Here is an 18,834-nt window from a genome sequence, read left to right as displayed (position 1 = left end):
ACAGACGCCGGATGAGCAATTGCCGTGGGAGCGCGTCGCCGGGGGTCGGTCCGGCGACTGCTATAGAACGCCTCTGACATGTTTTCAACTCTGTGGACGTAACCCCTGGGACATACCGAACATGAACAGCAGCAAGTCGTGATCGGGCTTGGCCACGCTCTCAACCTTGGCCACCCTCGGCAACGGGCAGTGATTGCCACTGAGGGTGGCGCTCAATACCTGTGGCTTGGGTTGCTCCCAGGCGGCCAGCGCCACTGACGCAATGGCCAGTGCAGCCAGCAAAAACAAACCTCGTGCAATTTCTCGCTTCATCACCGTAAACCTTTGATGGCGCTGCCAAACACCGTTTCGTAAAAGTAGATGAGTTTGCGCCAGTCGGTATCGCTCCACGACGAATGGCGTCGTAACTGTTTCAGATCGTGCGAAGCCGCTTTATACGGCGTCAGACGTTGCCTGCATTTCTCCAGATCCAGCAGCGCGGCATCGACCTGTACGGCCTGTTCTGTGCCCGTGACCCGCACAAAAACGTGTTTGATATAAAGGCATCCGTGCTGCCAGCGCCCCAAGTGCATGCGCGCCAGGTTCTGTGCCACGGCTTGAAGCACCCGGTCGTGCACCGCTTCGCCGTACTGCTCGCGACCGCCGGCGGCGTACCAGTCTTGAATTTCGATATAACCGTCCAGCGCCGATGTGACCAACAAGGCACGCCATTGTTTGTCTTGCGCCTGTTTGGCGCCGCAAAACACCAACTCCGGCACGTTCACCTTCAGTTCGCTCAACCCGAGCAGGGCATCTCGTTCGCGCAGCACCGTCGGGCGCCCCTGTGGGTAGCGCCAGCTGCGGTAAATATGACCCACTTGACGCTTGGCATAGAGCAACTTGCCATCTTCATGAATCCTTTGTACGCCACTCTCCCCGCCCCGCCGCCGGTTGGGTTCTTCAACCCATTCACCTTCCTGGCGCCAGTAATGTTCAAAGCAATCTTCAGTGGACATCGGGGGTTGCTGTACAAAAAAAACGGTCATGAGCTATCTCTTGCGTAATACGTAAACCCGCCACATCGCGTACAGCGGAATAAAATCCAGATGCTTCTGAATGGTGAAACCAGCCTTCCTGAACTCGCCCTCAACTGTAACAACAGGTAACACAAATCTATTTTGGCAACCCTCCTGCACAGGTGAGGCACCGCGTCGACGTTCAAGGCGCTTGCGTTTCCACGCCTTGAAATTGCCATCGACCCACAGGGAAATAATCACACTGTCGCGGCTGACACGATGAAACTCACGCAATAGAGCCATCCGATGACGGGCATCACCGATATGGTGGAGCAGGCGCATGCAAAAAATACTGTCAACCGCGTTATCGGGCAGGTCGATGTCGAAAGCAGATGTCTGCAAACGGCGTACCCGTTTGACCACTTCGTCGGGTTGCGCCTTTGAAGCCACATCCAGCATAGACGCTGAATTGTCCGCGCCAATGATTTCACGATTATGTCTTTGCGCCAGCAACGGCCAAAAACGCCCCGCGCCGCAGGGCAAATCCAGCACCACTCCAGGATCACCGGCCAACGCCAGGGCATGGCGGGCCAATTGTTCGTCCCGGGCATGGGACAAGCGCCGTGCCAAACCGTTCTGGTGCTTCAACAGATAATTCGAGGCGTGTTGCTGATCGTACTTTTCAGAAAATTTGAGTTTGATGGCGGGGCTCATGATGGCTCTCCTGAAGCGTGTAGCCATCACCTTAATCAGGCGGCTGTGAGCTTCAGGTCATCAACGAGTGAAAAAAACGTGTTGTAAACCCCGCAAGAGTTGCAAGGTTTTACAGGCTAGAAATAGTGGCGCAGGGCCACTTATCGACTAAAAGCTCTAGTTTTGCGACAGCCTGCAGGGCGCAAGCCGTCGCAAAAAAAACTCAATCCGAAGGGTTGAGTTCAACGCGGAATCGGCAGCCATTGGGCTCCATGGTGGTGAGCGTCACGCGCCAGCCCTGGCTGTCACAGATTCGCTGCACCAGCGACAACCCCAGCCCAAGCCCTTCTCCGCGTTTTTCGCTGCCGCGCACGAAGGGCTGGAACATCGCCTGACGTTTCTCTTCCGGGATCCCTACGCCGCTGTCTTCCACCACAAAACCGGTCGGTTCGAGGGTCAGTCGGATGAAACCGGTGTCGGTGTAATGCAAGGCATTACGCAGCAAGTTGCCCATCACTGCATGCAGAAAAGTCGCGTTGTAGAGCGTATCCAGAGGGTCGCCCGGCTGATAGATCAGTTCCAGCCCTTTGGCTTCGATAGGCCCGCGCCATAAGCTGATGAGGCCTTCAGCCACTGTCGAGAGGTTGACCTTGGGCGACATACTGGCGTCCTCATGCTGCGCACGCGCCAGCATCAGGAAGGTCTGCACCAGTTCACGCATTTCTTCACACGCGCGGGAAATCCGCTCAACCTGCGAACGACTGCGCTGATCCAGGGCCGGGCTTTCGAGCAACAGCTCGCAGGAACTGGCCAGTACCATCAAGGGCGTACGCAATTCATGGCTGACGTCACTGGTAAACAGGCGTTCACGCGTGAGGGTAGCCCGCAACCGGCCCAGGGTGGCGTCAAAAGCCACGGCCAGTTCACCCACTTCGTCAGCGGCATAATCGGGCGCCAGCGGCGGCGCCAGCCCAAGGAGCTGGTCGCGGTGACGAACTTGCCGCGCCAGCCTCACCACGGGAGCCATCACCCGGCGTGCCAGCACCCACCCCAGAAACACAGCCAGCGCCAGCGCCAGTACAAAGCCCACCAGCACTACGGCAAACAGCACCCGTTCGCGCTCTTCGAAATCACTCTGGTCTTGCAGCAATACGTAGCGACGCCCGTCCACCACTTCCACCATGGCGTGATACGACAGCTGATCGCGAAATACTTCGTGGAAGCCCGGCTCCAGATGTCGCAAATCCTTGGGCAAGGCGAAATCGCCGCGCCCGCCACTGTAATAAAACAGCTGATCCGGCTCGGGACGGTGGTTCCAGTCCGCCACATTGTCCATCAGCAGCAGACGCTGCAAGTCGCCGCCCAGGCCCGCCGAAATGAGCTTCTCTTCCACCAGGTGCACGGTGGCCACGATGCCCATGGCGAACGTCCCCGCGACCAGCGCGCTCATCAGCGCAAACGCAATGATGATCCGCTGGGCGAGGCTTTGCTTAAACTCCATCGCGTGCCTCGGCGAGGCGATAGCCCACGCCATGCACGGTTTGCAGCAGCGGCTTGTCGAACGGTTTGTCGATCACTTGACGCAATTGATGAACGTGGCTGCGCAGGCTGTCGCTGTCGGGGCAGTCATCGCCCCACAAGGCTTCTTCCAGTACTTCACGGCGCAACACGTGGGGGCTTTTTTGCATCAGCACCGCCAGCAGCTTGAGGCCCACCGGGTTGAGCTTGAGCAGGCGGCCCTGGCGCGTGACCTCAAGGGTGTCGAGGTCGTATTTCAGATCCGCCACTTGTAACTCGCGACGCCCGCCGCCCTGGGCACGGCGCAGCACGGCTTCGATGCGGGCCGCGAGTTCCGACAAGGCGAACGGCTTGAGCAGGTAGTCATCGGCCCCTGACTTGAACCCCTGTAAACGGTCGTCCAATTGATCCCGCGCGGTGAGCATGATGACCGGCGTATCGCGACGCGCATCTTCACGCAGGCGTTTGCACAAGGTGTAGCCATCAATGCCGGGCAACATGATGTCGAGCACGATCAGGTCGTAATGCTCGGTGGCTGCCAGATGCAAGCCTGACAAACCGTCTTGCGCGCAATCCACGGTATAGCCTTTAAGCCCCAGGTAATCAGCCAAATTGGCGAGGATATCGCGGTTGTCTTCAACCAATAGAATTCGCATGGGCACTTTCTCCGTACGCAGTTACGGCCGTCTTGGCCCGCGCAGCTTAGTGCGAACCACGCCGCAGGGCCAGCGCCACAAGGCGTTCCGGCTATTTAGTTGAGTGTCATCAAGGCTTAACATTTTTTTCACCTGCGATTCACAAGTGGCCGACAGCTCCCTCAGCAGACTTGCGCACCCCACGGGTTTACGGAAAAACAACCATGCGTCTGCTGCACACCGCGCCAATGCGCTATCTCCTTCTGTTGACAGGCTGTTGGCTGGCAACCTTTCTCATGACCCGAGGCCTGTTGCTGGTCACCCATTGGGGGGAAGCGGGACACCAATGGCTGCCGGTAGTGGGCGTTGGCCTGGTCTACGACCTTGGGTTTTTGTCTTACGCCGCGTTGCCTCTGGGCCTTTATCTGTTGTTGTGCCCGCCTGCGCTGTGCCGTCGACGGGGGCATCGCTGGTTTCTGCAAGGGTTACTGGGTGTCAGCTTATTTGCCATGCTCTTCACGGCCGTGGCGGAGTGGTTGTTCTGGGACGAGTTCGGCGTGCGCTTCAATTTCATCGCTGTCGACTACCTGGTGTATTCAGATGAAGTGCTCAATAACGTGCTGGAGTCCTATCCAATAGGTGCTTTGCTCAGCGCCATTGCAGCGACGGCCATTGCCTTGTGCTTTGCTCTGCGCAAACCCTTCAATGCCGCCATGAATGCGCCACTGCCCACGGTGCGCACCCGCGTGGCCAGCTTCGCCGGTCTGGCGCTGCTTGCTGGCCTGAGCGCGCAACTGCTCGATCAAGATAACCCGCGTGGCCAAGGCGGCAATGCCTACCAGCACGAACTGGCAAGCAACGGGCCTTATCAATTTTTCGCGGCCTTTCGCAACAACGAGCTGGATTACCCGCAGTTCTACGCCAGCCTCCCCGCTGAGGTGGTGGCCAAACAATTGCGCGCCGAGCTGACAGAGCCCAACGCGACGTTTGTGGGCAAAGACCCGCTGGATATCCGCCGCACGATCGACAACCCCGGGTCGCCCATCCAGCCCAATATTGTGCTGGTGACCATCGAAAGCTTGAGCGCCAAGTACCTGGGCAGCAACGGCGATGACCGCCAGCTCACGCCAAACCTTGACCGGTTGCGCCAAGAAAGCCTGTATTTCAATAACTTTTATGCCACTGGCACCCGCACCGATCGCGGCCTGGAAGCCATTACGCTGGCCATTCCACCGACACCGGGACGCTCCATCGTCAAACGTATTGGCCGGGAAAGCGGTTTTGCCAGCCTGGGCCAGCAACTCAACGCCGTCGGCTACGACAGTGTGTTTGTGTACGGCGGGCGTGGTTACTTCGACAACATGAATGCGTTTTTCAGCGGTAACGGCTACCGCGTGGTGGACCAAAGCAGCGTGAACGAAGCTGACATTCACTTCAAAAACGCGTGGGGCATGGCCGATGAAGACCTGTACCGCGAAACCCTGAAACTGGCCGATGCTGAATATGCGCAGAACAGGCCGTTTCTGTTGCAATTGATGACCACCTCAAACCACCGTCCTTATACGTACCCGGACAACCGGATCGATATCAAGTCGGGGAATGGCCGTGACGGCGCAGTGAAATACACTGACTACGCCATCGGCCAGTTCCTGAACGATGCCCGCAAGAAACCGTGGTTCGACAACACGATCTTCATCTTCGTGGCCGACCACACGGCGGGAAGCGCCGGCAAAGAAGACCTGCCGATCGCCAATTACCAGATCCCGTTGTTCATCTATGCACCCAAGCTGATCCAGGCCCGGGAAAGCGCACAACTGGCCAGCCAGATCGACTTGGCGCCGACCCTGCTCGGCCTGTTGAACATGGATTATCAGTCCACGTTTTTCGGCCGCAACCTGTTGCAAGATAACCCGCTGCCGCCACGGGTGGTGGTGGGCAACTACCAGCACCTGGGGCTTTTCGACGGCAACGACCTGGCGATTTTGAGCCCGCGCCAAGGCTTGCGTCGCCACGACCAGGCACTGACCGCCAGTGTTGAATCCCGCGTACCGGCCACCGATGCGCTGATTGAGCGGGCAATCACCTATTACCAGACCGCCAGTTATGGCTACAAACAGCAGTTATTGAGTTGGAAACCCGAGCAGGCTGTGCCCGAACAGGTCACAAAACGCTAAAGCGAAAGCGCAGCTGCGTGCCTTATACGGCACGCAGCCGTGAGATCGCCAGGCCACGGCGGCAGGTGTTCCCCACTTCAAGAGCATGTTGCGCCGCTAACGACCTGAACACGGAGCCTCCCTAAAACCGCAGACAATAAAAAGCCCCGCCTGATTACTCAGGCGGGGCTTTTGCGTATCGGGGTAAGGCTGGCTTACATCATGCCGCCCATACCACCCATGCCGCCCATGTCTGGCATGCCGCCGCCAGCTGGTTTGTCTTCCTGGATCTCGGCGATCATCGCTTCAGTGGTGATCATCAGGCTGGCAATCGACGAAGCCGCTTGCAGAGCCGAACGGGTCACTTTAGCCGGGTCAAGGATACCCATTTCGATCATGTCGCCGTATTCGCCAGTGGCCGCGTTGTAACCGTAGTTACCCGAACCCTGCTTCACTTTGTCGACCACTACGCTTGGCTCGTCACCGGAGTTGGCAACGATCTGACGCAGAGGCGCTTCTACTGCACGACGCAGCAGCGCGATACCGACGTTTTGATCAGCGTTGTCGCCTTTCAGCTCAGAGATGGCCTGCAGAGCGCGAACCAGTGCCACGCCACCGCCAGGTACCACGCCTTCTTCAACGGCTGCACGGGTAGCGTGCAGGGCGTCTTCAACGCGGGCTTTCTTCTCTTTCATTTCAACTTCAGAACCGGCACCTACCTTGATCACAGCAACACCGCCGGACAGCTTGGCCAGACGCTCTTGCAGTTTTTCACGGTCGTAGTCAGAAGTGGTATCAGCCACTTGTGCACGGATCTGGGTCACACGTGCCTGGATGTCCGCATCGTTGCCAGCACCATCGATGATGGTGGTGTTTTCTTTGGACAGGATCACGCGCTTGGCGTTACCCAGGTGCTCCAGGGTGGTGCTTTCCAGGCTCAGGCCGATCTCTTCGGAGATAACGGTACCGCCCGTCAGAACGGCGATGTCCTGCAGCATGGCTTTGCGACGGTCGCCGAAGCCAGGTGCTTTTACGGCAGCGACTTTCACGATACCGCGCATGTTGTTCACAACCAGCGTCGCCAGGGCTTCGCCTTCAACGTCTTCGGCCACGATCAGCAGTGGACGGCCGGCTTTTGCAACGGCTTCCAGAACTGGCAGCATTTCGCGGATGTTGGAGATCTTTTTGTCAACCAACAGGATCAGCGGACCGTCAAGCTCAGCCACCATGGTGTCTGGCTTGTTCACGAAGTAAGGGGACAGGTAGCCGCGGTCAAACTGCATGCCTTCAACCACAGACAGTTCGTTTTCCAGGCCCGAGCCTTCTTCAACGGTGATCACGCCTTCTTTGCCGACTTTTTCCATGGCTTCGGCAATGATGTCGCCGATGGAGTTGTCGGAGTTGGCAGAGATAGTACCTACCTGAGCAATCGCCTTGCTGTCAGCACAAGGCTTGGCCAGTTCACGCAGTTCTTTGACGATAGCGATGGTCGCTTTGTCGATACCGCGCTTGAGGTCCATCGGGTTCATGCCGGCAGCGACGGCTTTCAGGCCTTCGTTGACGATCGATTGAGCCAGAACGGTTGCAGTGGTAGTACCGTCACCCGCGTCGTCGTTGGCACGGGAAGCAACGTCTTTAACCAGTTGCGCGCCCATGTTTTCGAAGCGGTCTTTGAGCTCGATTTCTTTAGCAACGGACACGCCGTCCTTGGTGATGGTCGGAGCGCCGAAGCTCTTCTCGATGATCACGTTACGGCCTTTAGGGCCCAAGGTCGCTTTTACTGCGTCAGCCAGGACGTTGACACCGGCGAGCATTTTCTTACGGGCGGAATCGCCAAATTTAACTTCTTTAGCAGCCATGATCGTTCTTCCTTAAATACTGTGTAGTAACGGGAAAATGAGCGGGAAATCAGCCTTCGATAACAGCGAGAATCTCGTTCTCAGCCATTACCAACAGGTCTTCGCCGTCTACCTTCACGGTGTTGCTGCCGGAGTAAGGGCCGAACACGACTTTGTCACCCACTTTCACGGCCAGCGCACGCACTTCACCGTTGTCCAGAACGCGACCCGTGCCCACGGCGATCACTTCACCGCTGTTGGCTTTTTCGGCAGCCGAACCAGGCAGAACGATACCGCCAGCGGTTTTCTTTTCTTCTTCGCTGCGACGGATTACGACGCGGTCATGCAGAGGACGAAGCTTCATTGTCGATCTCTCCTAATTGTGGTGTTCATCGGCCGGTGTCATACCGGCTGGGTTTACAAGTCCGGAATTGCCGGGGGTGTTTCGCGGATAAGTGCTTGCTGTTGCCAGCAAAACCCTGCGGTGTCCGTTACATGAGGGCGACCGTGGTGATTACAAGGGTCGACCCATGATTTTTTTTGCGCGCTCCTGCGGCTAAAAACGAACACGGCACCGAAGTGCCGTGCTGTAAAAGCTGAAGCGTTTTACTTGTCGCGGTGCTCAAACTCACCTTCGATCACATTGGGTTCACGCCCCAAGGGCGGGTGTGTACCGGGACGCGCCGTGGCATCGAATTCATCCGCAAAGGCACGCTGGCGCATGGCTTGCTCTTCAGCGCGTTTGCGCAAGCGATTGACCAGCAGACTGCGAACCGGTGGCAGCAGCAACAGCAAACCGGCGATGTCGCTGATAAAGCCGGGCAGCACCAGCAAGCCACCGCCCAACGCCATCATCAAACCGTGGAGCATTTGTTCGGCAGGTAACTCGCCGCGATTCAAACTTTCGCGCGCGCTGAGTGCCGTCGCCAATCCGGCGACCCGCACCACAAGAATCCCCAGCATGGAGCCAGCAATGATCAGCAACAACGCGGGGAAAAAACCAATCGCGGTGCTGACCTTGAAAAAGACGTACAGCTCTAGCACGGGAAACAACAGAAAGAGCAATAGAAAAGCGCGCATCAAATGATTCCTCTCCGGAAGAATATCTTCCAACTCAACCTAGATGACGGCGCTTGGCGCTGAATTCAAGGTCAGGCTGGCTGTTTTTTCGGCCATTCGCTGGCGCGGGCCAGAAGAACCAGGGCTTCGCGCGCTTGTATCGGAGTGTTGCAGCTCTCAGGAAAGCCTAGCCAATAAAGCCCCTCACCGATGCGCAAATGCATGCCCTCGCTGTCTATTCCGACCAGTACGGCAGGTGTGGTTTGCGGCAACCCGGCTAACTGCACGTAATGCTGAATGGCATTGGCATGGTCGTCGTTCATGTGCTCAACCATGCGCAGCTCGACCTGCCCGGCAAACGGGTTGGTCAACGTCACCTGATCCAGCCAGTGGATGGCACCAAACCCGCCGATATAACGATGGCGCACCGGTTTTAGCACCCAGAAATCAAAATCGTGGGCCGTGTGATAGCTGCGGGACTCGGGGAAGTAGCGGTAATAACGCTCGGCAGCCGCTTCAATGGCCGCTGCATCAGTCAACTGCTCGGCTTCGGCCATCACGGTCAAACGCCCTACAGCCTGTACGTCCTCTGCCCCACGCTCGCCAACCATCAACGAGCACTTGGGGTCTTGACGCAGGTTATGGGTGTGTTGGGCAATGCGGCTGATGAGAATCAAGGGACGGCCTTGATCGTCCAGGCAATACGGCACCACCGAGCCGAACGGGAAGCCCGGCATCGCCTTGGACTGCGTCGCCAGTGCTCCACGGTATTCCTTGAGCAGTAATTCTCGGGCATGCTTGGCAGCTTCAACGCTCAATCTGTGACTCCTTATAAAAAATCCGTCGAAAACGGACGAGTTCAGGGCATGCAGTACACCCGCACTCAGGGCTGTATTTGATAGACGACCACTCCCCCGGCGTCGATCAAAGGCGGTGTAAGGAATCACTCCGATGAATTGCTGCCGAGGGCTGTCATGCAACTTAAAGACAAAGTAATCATTATCACTGGCGGTTGCCAAGGGCTAGGTCGTGCCATGGCCGAGTATCTGGCGGCCAAAGGCGCAAAGCTGGCGCTGGTTGACCTGAACCTCGAAAAGCTCGAAGTCGCCGTAGCGGCCTGCCAGGCCCAGGGCGTCGAAGCCCGGGCCTATCTGTGCAACGTGGCGAATGAAGAGCAAGTCACACAAACGGTGTCACAGATTGCCGATGACTTTGGTGCAATCCACGGCCTGATCAATAACGCCGGCATCCTGCGCGATGGCATGTTGCTCAAGGTTAAAGACGGCGAGATCACCAAGATGAGCCTGGCGCAGTGGCAGGCGGTGATTGATGTGAACCTGACCGGTGTGTTCCTGTGCACCCGCGAAGTCGCCGCCAAAATGGTTGAGCTGAACAATCAGGGGGCGATTATTAATATCTCGTCCATCTCGCGGGCCGGCAACGTGGGCCAGACCAACTACTCGGCGGCCAAAGCAGGCGTAGCCGCTGCGACCGTGACCTGGGCCAAAGAGCTGGCGCGCTATGGCATTCGGGTCGCGGGGATTGCACCGGGCTTCATCGAAACTGAAATGACCCTGGGCATGAAACCGGAAGCCCTGGAGAAAATGACGTCGTTCATCCCGCTCAAACGCATGGGCAAAGTCGAAGAAATCGCTCATTCAGCGGCTTATATCTTTGAAAACGACTACTACAGCGGCCGAATCCTGGAGCTGGATGGCGGGCTGCGAATTTAACCCGCGATTGCACCCCGCCCGTCCGGGCAGTTGTTTCAGGCAATGCCATTCACGCAGCAAGCATTAGGCGCCGAAGCTGCCCGTACAGGCAGTTTTGGCAGCCGATGCGCCTCGGCTGACTGATTACCAGGTCACACCAAAACCTGCGGTGTATCGGGTTTTGTTGAGCGTGTTGTCCGTCCCGCTGCCACTGCCCACCAGGTCTTTCTCAGCCTTAAGGTTGAGGGAGGCCCATTCGGTGACTTTGTAACGCAGGCCGATTTCAGCCTCAAGGCTGTAATCCGAGGCACTGGACAACGGCTTGCCCACTTCGCCATTGGTGAACAGCGACACCGTCTTGCCCAGCAAATAACGGTTGTAGTCCCAACGCATGGCCAAGGAATAGAAGTTGTCTTTCTTGCCGTCTGAATATTCATAATCCGTGCGGTTCACCAGTGAGCCCAGTGAGAACGCGCCGAGCTCGTCATCCCAGAACTGATAGCCAGGACCCGTACCCACGGTGCGCTGACGGGAGATATCTTCGACCTTGTCGCGCTTGTACGTCAGGCGACCTTGCCAATACCACTTTTCATCAATGAAATGGTCAAGGGCGTATTCAGCGCTCCAGTTATCCGTGGTGACCACATCGTTCTGGAACTCGCGGTTATATTCGCCTTCAGCGTGATGACGCCAGGCACCGTGACGGGCAGTGGTTTTAAAGTCGATGTCGTAGTCGTCGGTGTCTTTGTCGGCACGTTTGTAGTCGAGGGCCACATCTATATTGCCCTTCCAGACCAGATCTTCGATCACCGGTTTGGGCTTGATGATCTGCTGAATGCTTGCCAGGTCGACCGTTCTGGGTGCATCACCATTGGCCAGCGTGACCTTGCCGTCCTCGGCTGCTTTTAGCGATTTGGCTTTTTCGCCCGTGTACGCATCCTGTTTGACCAATAACTCCTGATCGCTCTCAAGGGTTTTAACCTCTTTCCAATCAATGGGAATGGCCCCCGCATATTTGGTTTGAATGAGTAACTTGCCGCCATCAAACACTTTGATTTTGCCGCTCAGGCGGTCGCCGTTTTTCAACCAGACCGTATCAGCAAGCAAAGGCGTGGACACATTCAACACAGCGAGGCATAACAGGGTTCTGGACAACATAAGCAGATGCGAAACTCAGGTTTGCGAAAGAATGCCGGCATTATCCAGATGGACACGCCCCAGGCAAAGAAAGACCGGCTGAAAAGGATGTAGTTCCTTCATTAGTCCAATTGACAGAAATGCCTTCAGCTATACACCCCAGCCAACTCGACAAAGAAACCTGACGTGAATTGCGACCCATCTCCCACTCAAACGCCGGCCGATATTCGGCGCGAAGCCCTCTACTCAACGCTGATGCAGGTGCCCGCTGGCTCTGTGGTGACGTACGGTCAGCTCGCCGGGCTGGCGGGCCTGGGCCGGGCAGCGCGGTGGGTCGGGCGCACACTCAGCCAGCTACCGGAAGGCTCGCGCTTGCCGTGGCACCGTGTCGTGGCCGCGGGCGGGCGTATCAGTTTGCCAGCAGGTTCGCCGTCAGGGGATGAGCAGCGCGCGCGGCTTCGCGATGAAGGGCTGAGCATTGTGAATAATCGCGTGGATATACAACGCCATGGCTGGCGCCCGATAGAGCACTACGGTTAGAGTGCGCCCTTTGTTTCCGTAACCTGAGGCAGACTCCAGCCCATGCCCCGTAAAACCTGGCGCGCCGCGCTCGCTGCCTATGCCAGCCCCTCGACTCTTGTGCTGTTGTTGCTCGGTTTTGCCGCCGGCTTGCCGTACATGCTGGTGTTCTCAACGCTTTCCGTCTGGTTGCGCGAAGCCGGTGTGGCCCGCGAAACCATTGGTTATGCCAGCCTGATCGGCCTGGCATACGCTTTTAAATGGGTGTGGTCACCCCTGCTCGACCAATGGCGCCTGCCCTTGCTGGGCAGGCTCGGCCGCCGCCGTTCGTGGCTGGTTCTGTCGCAGTCGCTGGTCATTCTGGGCCTGGTCGGCATGGGCTTCTGTGACCCGCAAAAACATCTGTCCTGGCTGATTGCCATTGCCGTAGTCGTGTCTTTTGCTTCGGCTACCCAAGACATTGCCGTCGACGCGTACCGCCTGGAGATTGCAGAAGACAGCCGTCAGGCCGCACTCGCCGCCAGCTACATGTCGGGCTATCGGGTAGCCGCCTTGCTGGCCACGGCCGGCGCCCTGTTTTTCGCGGAAGGATTCGGCTCCACCGGGTTTAACTACAAACACTCCGCCTGGACCGGCACCTACGTGCTGTTCGGGGTGCTGATGGTCCCGGCCCTGCTGACCACCTTTTTCATGCGCGAACCGCCCGTGCCCCTGCGCACGCAGTTGTCCGCCGGGCGATACGGCTTCGGCCATCAGCTGGCATCGGTATTCGTACTGATTGTGCTGCTGGTCTCGTTCCCCGCGATGTTTACCCAGCTCTACAACACCGATTTCGCAAGTGTGCTCTTTGGTGACCAGACACCTCTTGATTTACTGCTGGAAGACCGAGCTTTTCTGCGTGCGATTCTTTACACCCTGCTGACCGCGATGTGCCTGTCTTCAATCGGACGACGCGGGTTGGCGCCCGTGCTTACCCCTGTAAACGACTTTATCGTGCGTTATCGGTGGCAAGCACTGTTGCTGCTCGGCCTGATCGCCACCTACCGCATGTCTGACACGGTCATGGGCGTCATGGCCAACGTGTTCTATATCGACCAGGGCTTTACCAAGGATCAGATTGCCGGGGTCAGCAAGATTTTTGGCCTGATCATGACCCTCGTGGGCGCAGGCATGGGCGGCCTGCTGATCGTGCGCTTCGGCATCTTGCCGATCCTGCTCATTGGCGGCGCGGCGTCGGCCGGGACGAACCTGCTGTTCATGCTGCTGGCCGACATGGGCCCGAACTTGCAAATGCTGATTGTCACGATTTCACTCGACAACTTCAGCTCCGGCCTCGCCACGTCGGCGTTCGTGGCCTACCTGTCGAGCCTGACCAACCTCAAGTTTTCCGCCACTCAATACGCGCTGCTCAGCTCCATCATGCTGCTGCTGCCGCGTCTGATGGGGGGTTACTCCGGCGTATTGGTCGAGAAGTTCGGCTACCACAACTTCTTCATCATTACGGCGGTGATGGGCATTCCCACGCTGCTGCTGATCAGCCTGCACTGGTATCAAGAGAGCCGCCGCGCACGGCAAAAACCGCCTGTCGACCTCCAAAAAGCCCCGTAAACACTCGGGGGAGCCAGCCTCCCCCGCCCGGCCTGTACGCAAGCACATCTCGCCCGTACAATGCCCAGTCATTTCTAGTCATCAGCAACGGCACCGGCTAACCATGCGCACCAGTCAATATTTGCTCGCCACACAAAAAGAAACGCCATCGGACGCGGTCGTTATCAGCCATCAGCTGATGCTGCGCGCAGGCATGATTCGCAAACTTGCTTCCGGCCTGTACACCTGGCTGCCGATGGGCCTGCGCATCATGCGCAAGGCCGAAGCCATTGTTCGTGAAGAAATGAACGCTGCAGGCGCTCTGGAAGTGCTGATGCCGAGCATCCAGCCGGCCGAACTGTGGCAAGAATCCGGGCGCTGGGAAGAATACGGCCCCGAGCTGCTGCGCCTTAAAGACCGTCATGGCCGTGAGTTCTGCGTGGGCCCGACCCATGAAGAAGTGATCACCGACCTGTGCCGCAACGAGTTGAACAGCTACAAGCAGCTGCCTATCAACCTGTATCAGATCCAGACCAAGTTCCGTGACGAAATCCGTCCCCGTTTCGGCTTGATGCGCGGCCGTGAATTCATCATGAAGGACGCGTACTCCTTCCACGCAGACGACGCCTCGCTGCAGGTTACTTACGACCGCATGCATCAGGCGTACTGCAACGTGTTTACTCGTCTGGGCCTAAAATTCCGTCCGGTTGAAGCCGATAACGGCTCCATTGGCGGCGCCGGCTCCCACGAGTTCCACGTACTGGCTGAATCGGGCGAAGACGATATCGTGTTCAGCAACGGCTCTGACTACGCGGCCAACATTGAAAAAGCCGAAGCCATCCCAACTGAAACCGTGCGCCCGGCTGCCACTGAAACGCTGCGCCTGGTGGACACCCCGGACGCCAAAACCATTCAGCAATTGGTCGAAGGCCATGGCCTGGCGATTGAGAAAACCGTCAAGACCCTGATCGTCCACGCTGCCGAAGAAGGCACGCTGATTGCGCTGGTCATCCGTGGCGACCACGAACTCAACGAAATCAAAGCGTCCAACCACCCGCTGGTGGCCAGCCCGCTGGTCATGGCGGGCGATGCCGAACTGCGCGAGGCCATCGGTGCCGGTGCAGGCTCGCTGGGCCCGTTGAACCTGCCATTGCCTTGCATCATCGATCGCTCGGTCGAAATGATGAGCGACTTCGCCGTAGGCGCGAACATCGACGACAAGCATTACTTCGGCGTGAACTGGGAGCGTGATCTGCCAGTACCGACGGTTGCCGACCTGCGTAACGTCGTGGCGGGCGACCCTAGCCCGGACGGCAAAGGCACGCTGGAAATCAAGCGCGGCATCGAAGTGGGGCACATTTTCCAGCTGGGCACCAAGTACAGCGAAGCCATGAAGTGTCAGGTGCTGGGCGAGAACGGCAAGCCGGTCACGCTGAGCATGGGCTGCTACGGCATTGGCGTATCGCGCGTGGTTGCCGCTGCCATCGAGCAGAATAACGACGAGCGCGGCATTATCTGGAGCGATGCGTTGGCGCCGTTCCAGGTGGCGCTGGTGCCGCTGCGTTACGAAACCGAAGCGGTGCGCGAAGCCACTGACACCCTGTATGCCCAACTGACAGCGGCAGGTTTTGAAGTGCTGCTGGATGATCGCGACAAGAAAACCAGCCCCGGCATCAAGTTTGCCGACATGGAACTGATCGGCATCCCGCACCGCATCGTAGTCAGCGACCGTGGCCTGGCCGAAGGCAACCTGGAGTACAAGAGTCGCACCGAAGCAGAGCCGCAAGCCCTGCCCGTGGCTGACGTCCTGGCCTTCCTTCAGGCACGCATCCGTCGCTGAACCCGAATATAGAGACGCCATGTTCAATCGAAGTACCTTAACCCTCGGGGGCGCCGCCATGTGCGGCGCCCTGCTGTTGAACGGCTGTGCCAACCACATGTCGCAACGCAGCGAGCACGAGGAGCGCATCGAGCGCAAACTGCTGTCCCACAGCCTGCTCATCGATGTGGGTTCGCCGGCTGTTCTGGAGTTGCCGCAACGTCGTGTGCGCATCAACGAGCAAAAGACCTTCGAAGTCACCGAGTTCGATGTCACCCGCCGTTACGACCGCTACACCCCTTACCAGCCCTGGAGAGAAATCTACGAGGTGCCGTTGGGGGCCGTGGCAGTGGTTGCGGGGGTCGGCGCCAATGTGCTGAACATCTTCATGTTCGGGCAATTGCCGGACAGCGTCACCAGAGACTGGCTCAGCTATGGCGTTGACGGGCTGAATCCGGCCATGAACGTGCAATCCAATGGCCGAGCCCAACAGAGCCTGGCCGGGATCGAAGACGTCCAGCGCGATTCTCGTCTGGAGTATTCCAGCCTGCCGTGGGCTGAACGTCCCGTAGCGGTGACAGCGGGGAAACAGACCCACGAACTGACCACTGACCGCAATGGCGTGTTACGCCTCAACCTGCTGGACGGCCCTTTTGCCGAACAGGATCTCAACCACGTCGGCAAATTGACGATCACGGTAGAGGACGCACAGGACGAGACGCACTCCGACTCAACCCTCTCAATCAGCAGCCACTTGCGCGGCAAACTGCTGGAAGCGCACAACCTGATCTTCGACGACCTTGAGGGTGACGATGTCAACCAATGGGTGCATCGGGTCAAACGCTTGTCTGAGTTAGGCCTTGAAGAAGAAGCCAGCGAACTGGAACAGAGCCTGATCGAACTCACACGCAACGATCCTGAGTTGCAGCGTGAATTCCTTCAGTCTCTGACCAAAAATGCCGGTCGGCTGGTCGCAGACCCCGGCGTAAGTTGAGGGGCGCGCTACGAGCGCCCGTCAAATAACTCCAACTGCTCAAACCCGGTACTCAAATCCTGCAAGCGCACGCCAAGCCCGAGCAATCGAACGGGTTTGGCGCCGCGCGCAAAGGCCTGGCTCAACAGGCCCTGATAACTCTCCAGATCCCTTCCGGCCCCCGACTGCTCAAGCGTGGTCTGGGTGAAATCGTGAAATTTCACTTTGACGAACGGCTTGCCCGGACGGTAACTCGCGTCCAGCCGCCCGATACGCCCATTCAAGGTGTCGAGCAGTTCCGGGAGTTTTTCCAGGCAGGTCGCCAGATCCGGCAAGTCGACGTCGTAGGTGTTTTCAACACTGACTGACTGACGGCGACTGTCGCTGTGCACCAGGCGCTCATCAATGCCTCGCGCCAGCCCCCACAACCGCTCACCAAAGCTGCCGAATTCACGCACCAGCGCCAGCTTGCTCCAGTCACGCAATTGCAGGCAGGTCTCGATCCCCAGCCGCGCCAACTTGTCGGCGGTCACCTTGCCAACGCCATGCAGCTTGTTGACCGGTAGCGCAGAGACAAAATCGTCCACTTGATCTGGGGTAATCACAAATAACCCGTTGGGCTTGCGCCAGTCACTGGCGATTTTTGCCAGAAACTTGTTAGGCGCCACCCCGGCCGAGACCGTGATGTGCAACTGATTGGAAACCCTGCGCCGGATATCCTGAGCAATGCGCGTGGCACTGCCGGCGAAGTGCGGACTGTCCGACACATCCAGATAAGCCTCATCCAGCGATAACGGCTCAATCAACTCGGTGTAATCGCGCAGGATGCCGTGAATCTCGCGGGATGCTTCTTTATAAGCGTCCATCCGCCCATGCACGATCACCAGATCAGGACACAGCTTCAGCGCATGCCGCGAGGACATGGCCGATCGCACCCCATAAGCCCGCGCTTCATAGTTGCACGTTGAGATCACGCCCCGCCGATCTGCTGAGCCTCCGACCGCCATAGGCTTGTTTGCCAGGCTCGGATCATCACGCATCTCAATGGCGGCGTAGAAACAGTCACAGTCGACATGAATGATTTTTCGCTGCGTCATGTGGGGCGGCGTTCTTTCTGAGGTTCAAAGCGGGTCGCCAGTATGTCATCCGCAACTGTATATAGCACCAGTAGTCTTCAGCCTCCCCGACCAGCGTGGTTCTACAGCGGCACATATTTATTTCCCCTATCGAACTCGCCACTTTAATAGAGCAAATCCCCATATCACGTGGCCTGCAGGCCCTCATATAACTTCAATCACGGCCTAACCAATTGAACCAGAACACTTTTTTCTAAATTAACGTTTGACACATGTGCGTATCGCTGTAGAATCCGCCACACAGACGCGGGATGGAGCAGTCTGGTAGCTCGTCGGGCTCATAACCCGAAGGTCGTCGGTTCAAATCCGGCTCCCGCAACCAAACATCGAAGAAGGCCACTTGAAAAAGTGGCCTTTTTTGTGCGCGTCAGTTTCTGCGTACCCTGCGGCGCCCGGCATCACTCATTTCGTTCCCGCGCTTGATTCACGCAGACAACCGGCAGCATTTCATCTAATTGCCTGCATTTATGCATTAAAGGTTGACTCCTCAGCTCATCACTGTAGAGTGCGCCCCACAGACGCGGGATGGAGCAGTCTGGTAGCTCGTCGGGCTCATAACCCGAAGGTCGTCGGTTCAAATCCGGCTCCCGCAACCAAACATCGAAGAAGGCCACTTGAAAGAGTGGCCTTTTTTGTGCGCGTCTACTTTTACCCTTACCGTCACGCAAACCCGTCTAATTCGACCGCAGAGTCAATTAGACGTTGACACATTTGAGTTCCTCTGTAGAATGCGCCCACACAGACGCGGGATGGAGCAGTCTGGTAGCTCGTCGGGCTCATAACCCGAAGGTCGTCGGTTCAAATCCGGCTCCCGCAACCAAACATCGAAGAAGGCCACTTGAAAGAGTGGCCTTTTTTGTGTGCGCTCAAAAAGTGAGCGCCAGGCGTTTATTGACAATAAACGGCATATTTCTGAAAGTTCGCCCGCCTATGCTCAATCCCCACGACGCCCCTCTTTTCAACCTCGCAACCTGAACCTCAGGCAAACGACTGAAAGTATTTCAAAATATTTTAACCAAAAGGATTGGTAACTTGAGTCGATGCATCCATCCTATCGCGC

At 57.6% G+C, this 18,834-nt stretch carries 17 protein-coding genes and 3 tRNA genes; 9 read left to right on the top strand and 11 right to left on the bottom strand.

From position 1 onward, the window contains the following. Positions 1 to 84 precede the first annotated feature (84 nt). From V6F78_RS17535 to colR, 5 genes are all read right to left on the bottom strand, one after another. Positions 85 to 312, bottom strand: a complete 228-nt coding sequence (locus V6F78_RS17535; protein ID WP_047278615.1) for a hypothetical protein — start codon at positions 310 to 312, stop codon at positions 85 to 87. Continuing rightward, positions 312 to 1,025, bottom strand: coding sequence for a lipopolysaccharide kinase InaA family protein (locus tag V6F78_RS17530; protein WP_047278617.1), 714 nt, complete (start codon positions 1,023 to 1,025; stop codon positions 312 to 314). Before V6F78_RS17530 ends, V6F78_RS17535 begins: the two co-directional genes overlap by 1 nt. Positions 1,026 to 1,028: 3 nt before the next feature. Next, positions 1,029 to 1,709, bottom strand: a complete 681-nt coding sequence (locus tag V6F78_RS17525) for a class I SAM-dependent methyltransferase (RefSeq protein ID WP_047292575.1) — start codon at positions 1,707 to 1,709, stop codon at positions 1,029 to 1,031. Between the two features lie 202 nt (positions 1,710 to 1,911). Next, on the bottom strand, positions 1,912 to 3,189 hold the full coding sequence (locus tag V6F78_RS17520) for a sensor histidine kinase (protein WP_047278621.1): 1,278 nt from the start codon (positions 3,187 to 3,189) through the stop codon (positions 1,912 to 1,914). Further along, a complete protein-coding gene (gene colR, locus V6F78_RS17515; protein WP_047274185.1) occupies positions 3,179 to 3,862 on the bottom strand; it encodes a two-component system response regulator ColR in 684 nt (227 codons plus the stop codon). The genes V6F78_RS17520 and colR overlap by 11 nt, the downstream gene beginning before the upstream one ends. A 203-nt stretch (positions 3,863 to 4,065) precedes the next feature. On the opposite strand from colR, the gene V6F78_RS17510 reads away from it, so the two are divergent. Further along, on the top strand, positions 4,066 to 6,015 hold the full coding sequence (locus tag V6F78_RS17510; RefSeq protein WP_332727965.1) for an LTA synthase family protein: 1,950 nt from the start codon (positions 4,066 to 4,068) through the stop codon (positions 6,013 to 6,015). 194 nt (positions 6,016 to 6,209) lie between these two features. On the opposite strand, the gene groL is transcribed toward V6F78_RS17510, so the two are convergent. The 4 genes from groL to V6F78_RS17490 all read right to left on the bottom strand — a co-directional run bounded on the left by groL (position 6,210) and on the right by V6F78_RS17490 (position 9,709). Further along, complete coding sequence (groL, locus tag V6F78_RS17505) at positions 6,210 to 7,853, bottom strand: chaperonin GroEL (RefSeq protein ID WP_047274181.1); 1,644 nt, start codon at positions 7,851 to 7,853, stop codon at positions 6,210 to 6,212. 49 nt (positions 7,854 to 7,902) lie between these two features. Next, positions 7,903 to 8,196: a co-chaperone GroES gene (locus tag V6F78_RS17500; RefSeq protein ID WP_016779794.1), complete on the bottom strand. Its 294-nt coding sequence runs from the start codon at positions 8,194 to 8,196 to the stop codon at positions 7,903 to 7,905. Positions 8,197 to 8,438: 242 nt separating this feature from the next. Then, positions 8,439 to 8,912, bottom strand: coding sequence for an FxsA family protein (locus tag V6F78_RS17495; protein WP_047292571.1), 474 nt, complete (start codon positions 8,910 to 8,912; stop codon positions 8,439 to 8,441). 71 nt (positions 8,913 to 8,983) lie between these two features. After that, on the bottom strand, positions 8,984 to 9,709 hold the full coding sequence (locus V6F78_RS17490; RefSeq protein ID WP_047292569.1) for a HugZ family pyridoxamine 5'-phosphate oxidase: 726 nt from the start codon (positions 9,707 to 9,709) through the stop codon (positions 8,984 to 8,986). Positions 9,710 to 9,865: 156 nt separating this feature from the next. Between V6F78_RS17490 and V6F78_RS17485 the strand changes: the two genes are divergently transcribed. Next, entirely contained in the window at positions 9,866 to 10,624 is a 759-nt protein-coding gene (locus V6F78_RS17485) for an SDR family oxidoreductase (RefSeq protein WP_047278629.1), read from the top strand. 123 nt (positions 10,625 to 10,747) lie between these two features. Here V6F78_RS17485 and V6F78_RS17480 read toward each other — a convergent pair whose 3' ends face one another. Continuing rightward, complete coding sequence (locus tag V6F78_RS17480) at positions 10,748 to 11,761, bottom strand: DUF481 domain-containing protein (RefSeq protein WP_047278631.1); 1,014 nt, start codon at positions 11,759 to 11,761, stop codon at positions 10,748 to 10,750. A 165-nt stretch (positions 11,762 to 11,926) separates the two neighbouring features. Between V6F78_RS17480 and V6F78_RS17475 the strand changes: the two genes are divergently transcribed. The 4 genes from V6F78_RS17475 (at position 11,927) to V6F78_RS17460 (ending at position 16,659) form a co-directional block, all read left to right on the top strand. Beyond that, positions 11,927 to 12,280, top strand: coding sequence for an MGMT family protein (locus tag V6F78_RS17475; protein WP_047292567.1), 354 nt, complete (start codon positions 11,927 to 11,929; stop codon positions 12,278 to 12,280). A 42-nt stretch (positions 12,281 to 12,322) separates the two neighbouring features. Beyond that, positions 12,323 to 13,867, top strand: a complete 1,545-nt coding sequence (locus tag V6F78_RS17470) for an AmpG family muropeptide MFS transporter (RefSeq protein WP_047274169.1) — start codon at positions 12,323 to 12,325, stop codon at positions 13,865 to 13,867. A 103-nt stretch (positions 13,868 to 13,970) separates the two neighbouring features. Next, positions 13,971 to 15,686 carry a proline--tRNA ligase gene (locus tag V6F78_RS17465; protein WP_332727964.1) on the top strand — a complete coding sequence of 572 codons (1,716 nt, stop codon included), beginning with the start codon at positions 13,971 to 13,973 and terminating at the stop codon, positions 15,684 to 15,686. A gap of 19 nt (positions 15,687 to 15,705) precedes the next feature. After that, a complete protein-coding gene (locus V6F78_RS17460; RefSeq protein WP_047274165.1) occupies positions 15,706 to 16,659 on the top strand; it encodes a hypothetical protein in 954 nt (317 codons plus the stop codon). 8 nt (positions 16,660 to 16,667) lie between these two features. On the opposite strand, the gene dinB is transcribed toward V6F78_RS17460, so the two are convergent. After that, positions 16,668 to 17,735 (bottom strand): DNA polymerase IV, encoded by a 1,068-nt coding sequence (dinB, locus tag V6F78_RS17455; protein WP_047274163.1) that lies wholly within the window; start codon positions 17,733 to 17,735, stop codon positions 16,668 to 16,670. Between the two features lie 284 nt (positions 17,736 to 18,019). Here dinB and V6F78_RS17450 point away from each other — a divergent pair. The 3 genes from V6F78_RS17450 (at position 18,020) to V6F78_RS17440 (ending at position 18,594) form a co-directional block, all read left to right on the top strand. Then, a tRNA-Met gene (locus tag V6F78_RS17450) sits at positions 18,020 to 18,096 on the top strand. A gap of 197 nt (positions 18,097 to 18,293) precedes the next feature. Then, a tRNA-Met gene (locus V6F78_RS17445) sits at positions 18,294 to 18,370 on the top strand. Between the two features lie 147 nt (positions 18,371 to 18,517). Next, a tRNA-Met gene (locus V6F78_RS17440) sits at positions 18,518 to 18,594 on the top strand. Positions 18,595 to 18,834 lie beyond the last annotated feature (240 nt).

The sequence above is a fragment of the Pseudomonas sp. ESBL9 genome, from assembly GCF_036668715.1.
GTDB classification, from domain to species: domain Bacteria; phylum Pseudomonadota; class Gammaproteobacteria; order Pseudomonadales; family Pseudomonadaceae; genus Aquipseudomonas; species Aquipseudomonas lundensis.
Note: the sequence above shows the minus strand (reverse complement) of the source record. Positions and strands in the feature narration are given on the sequence as shown.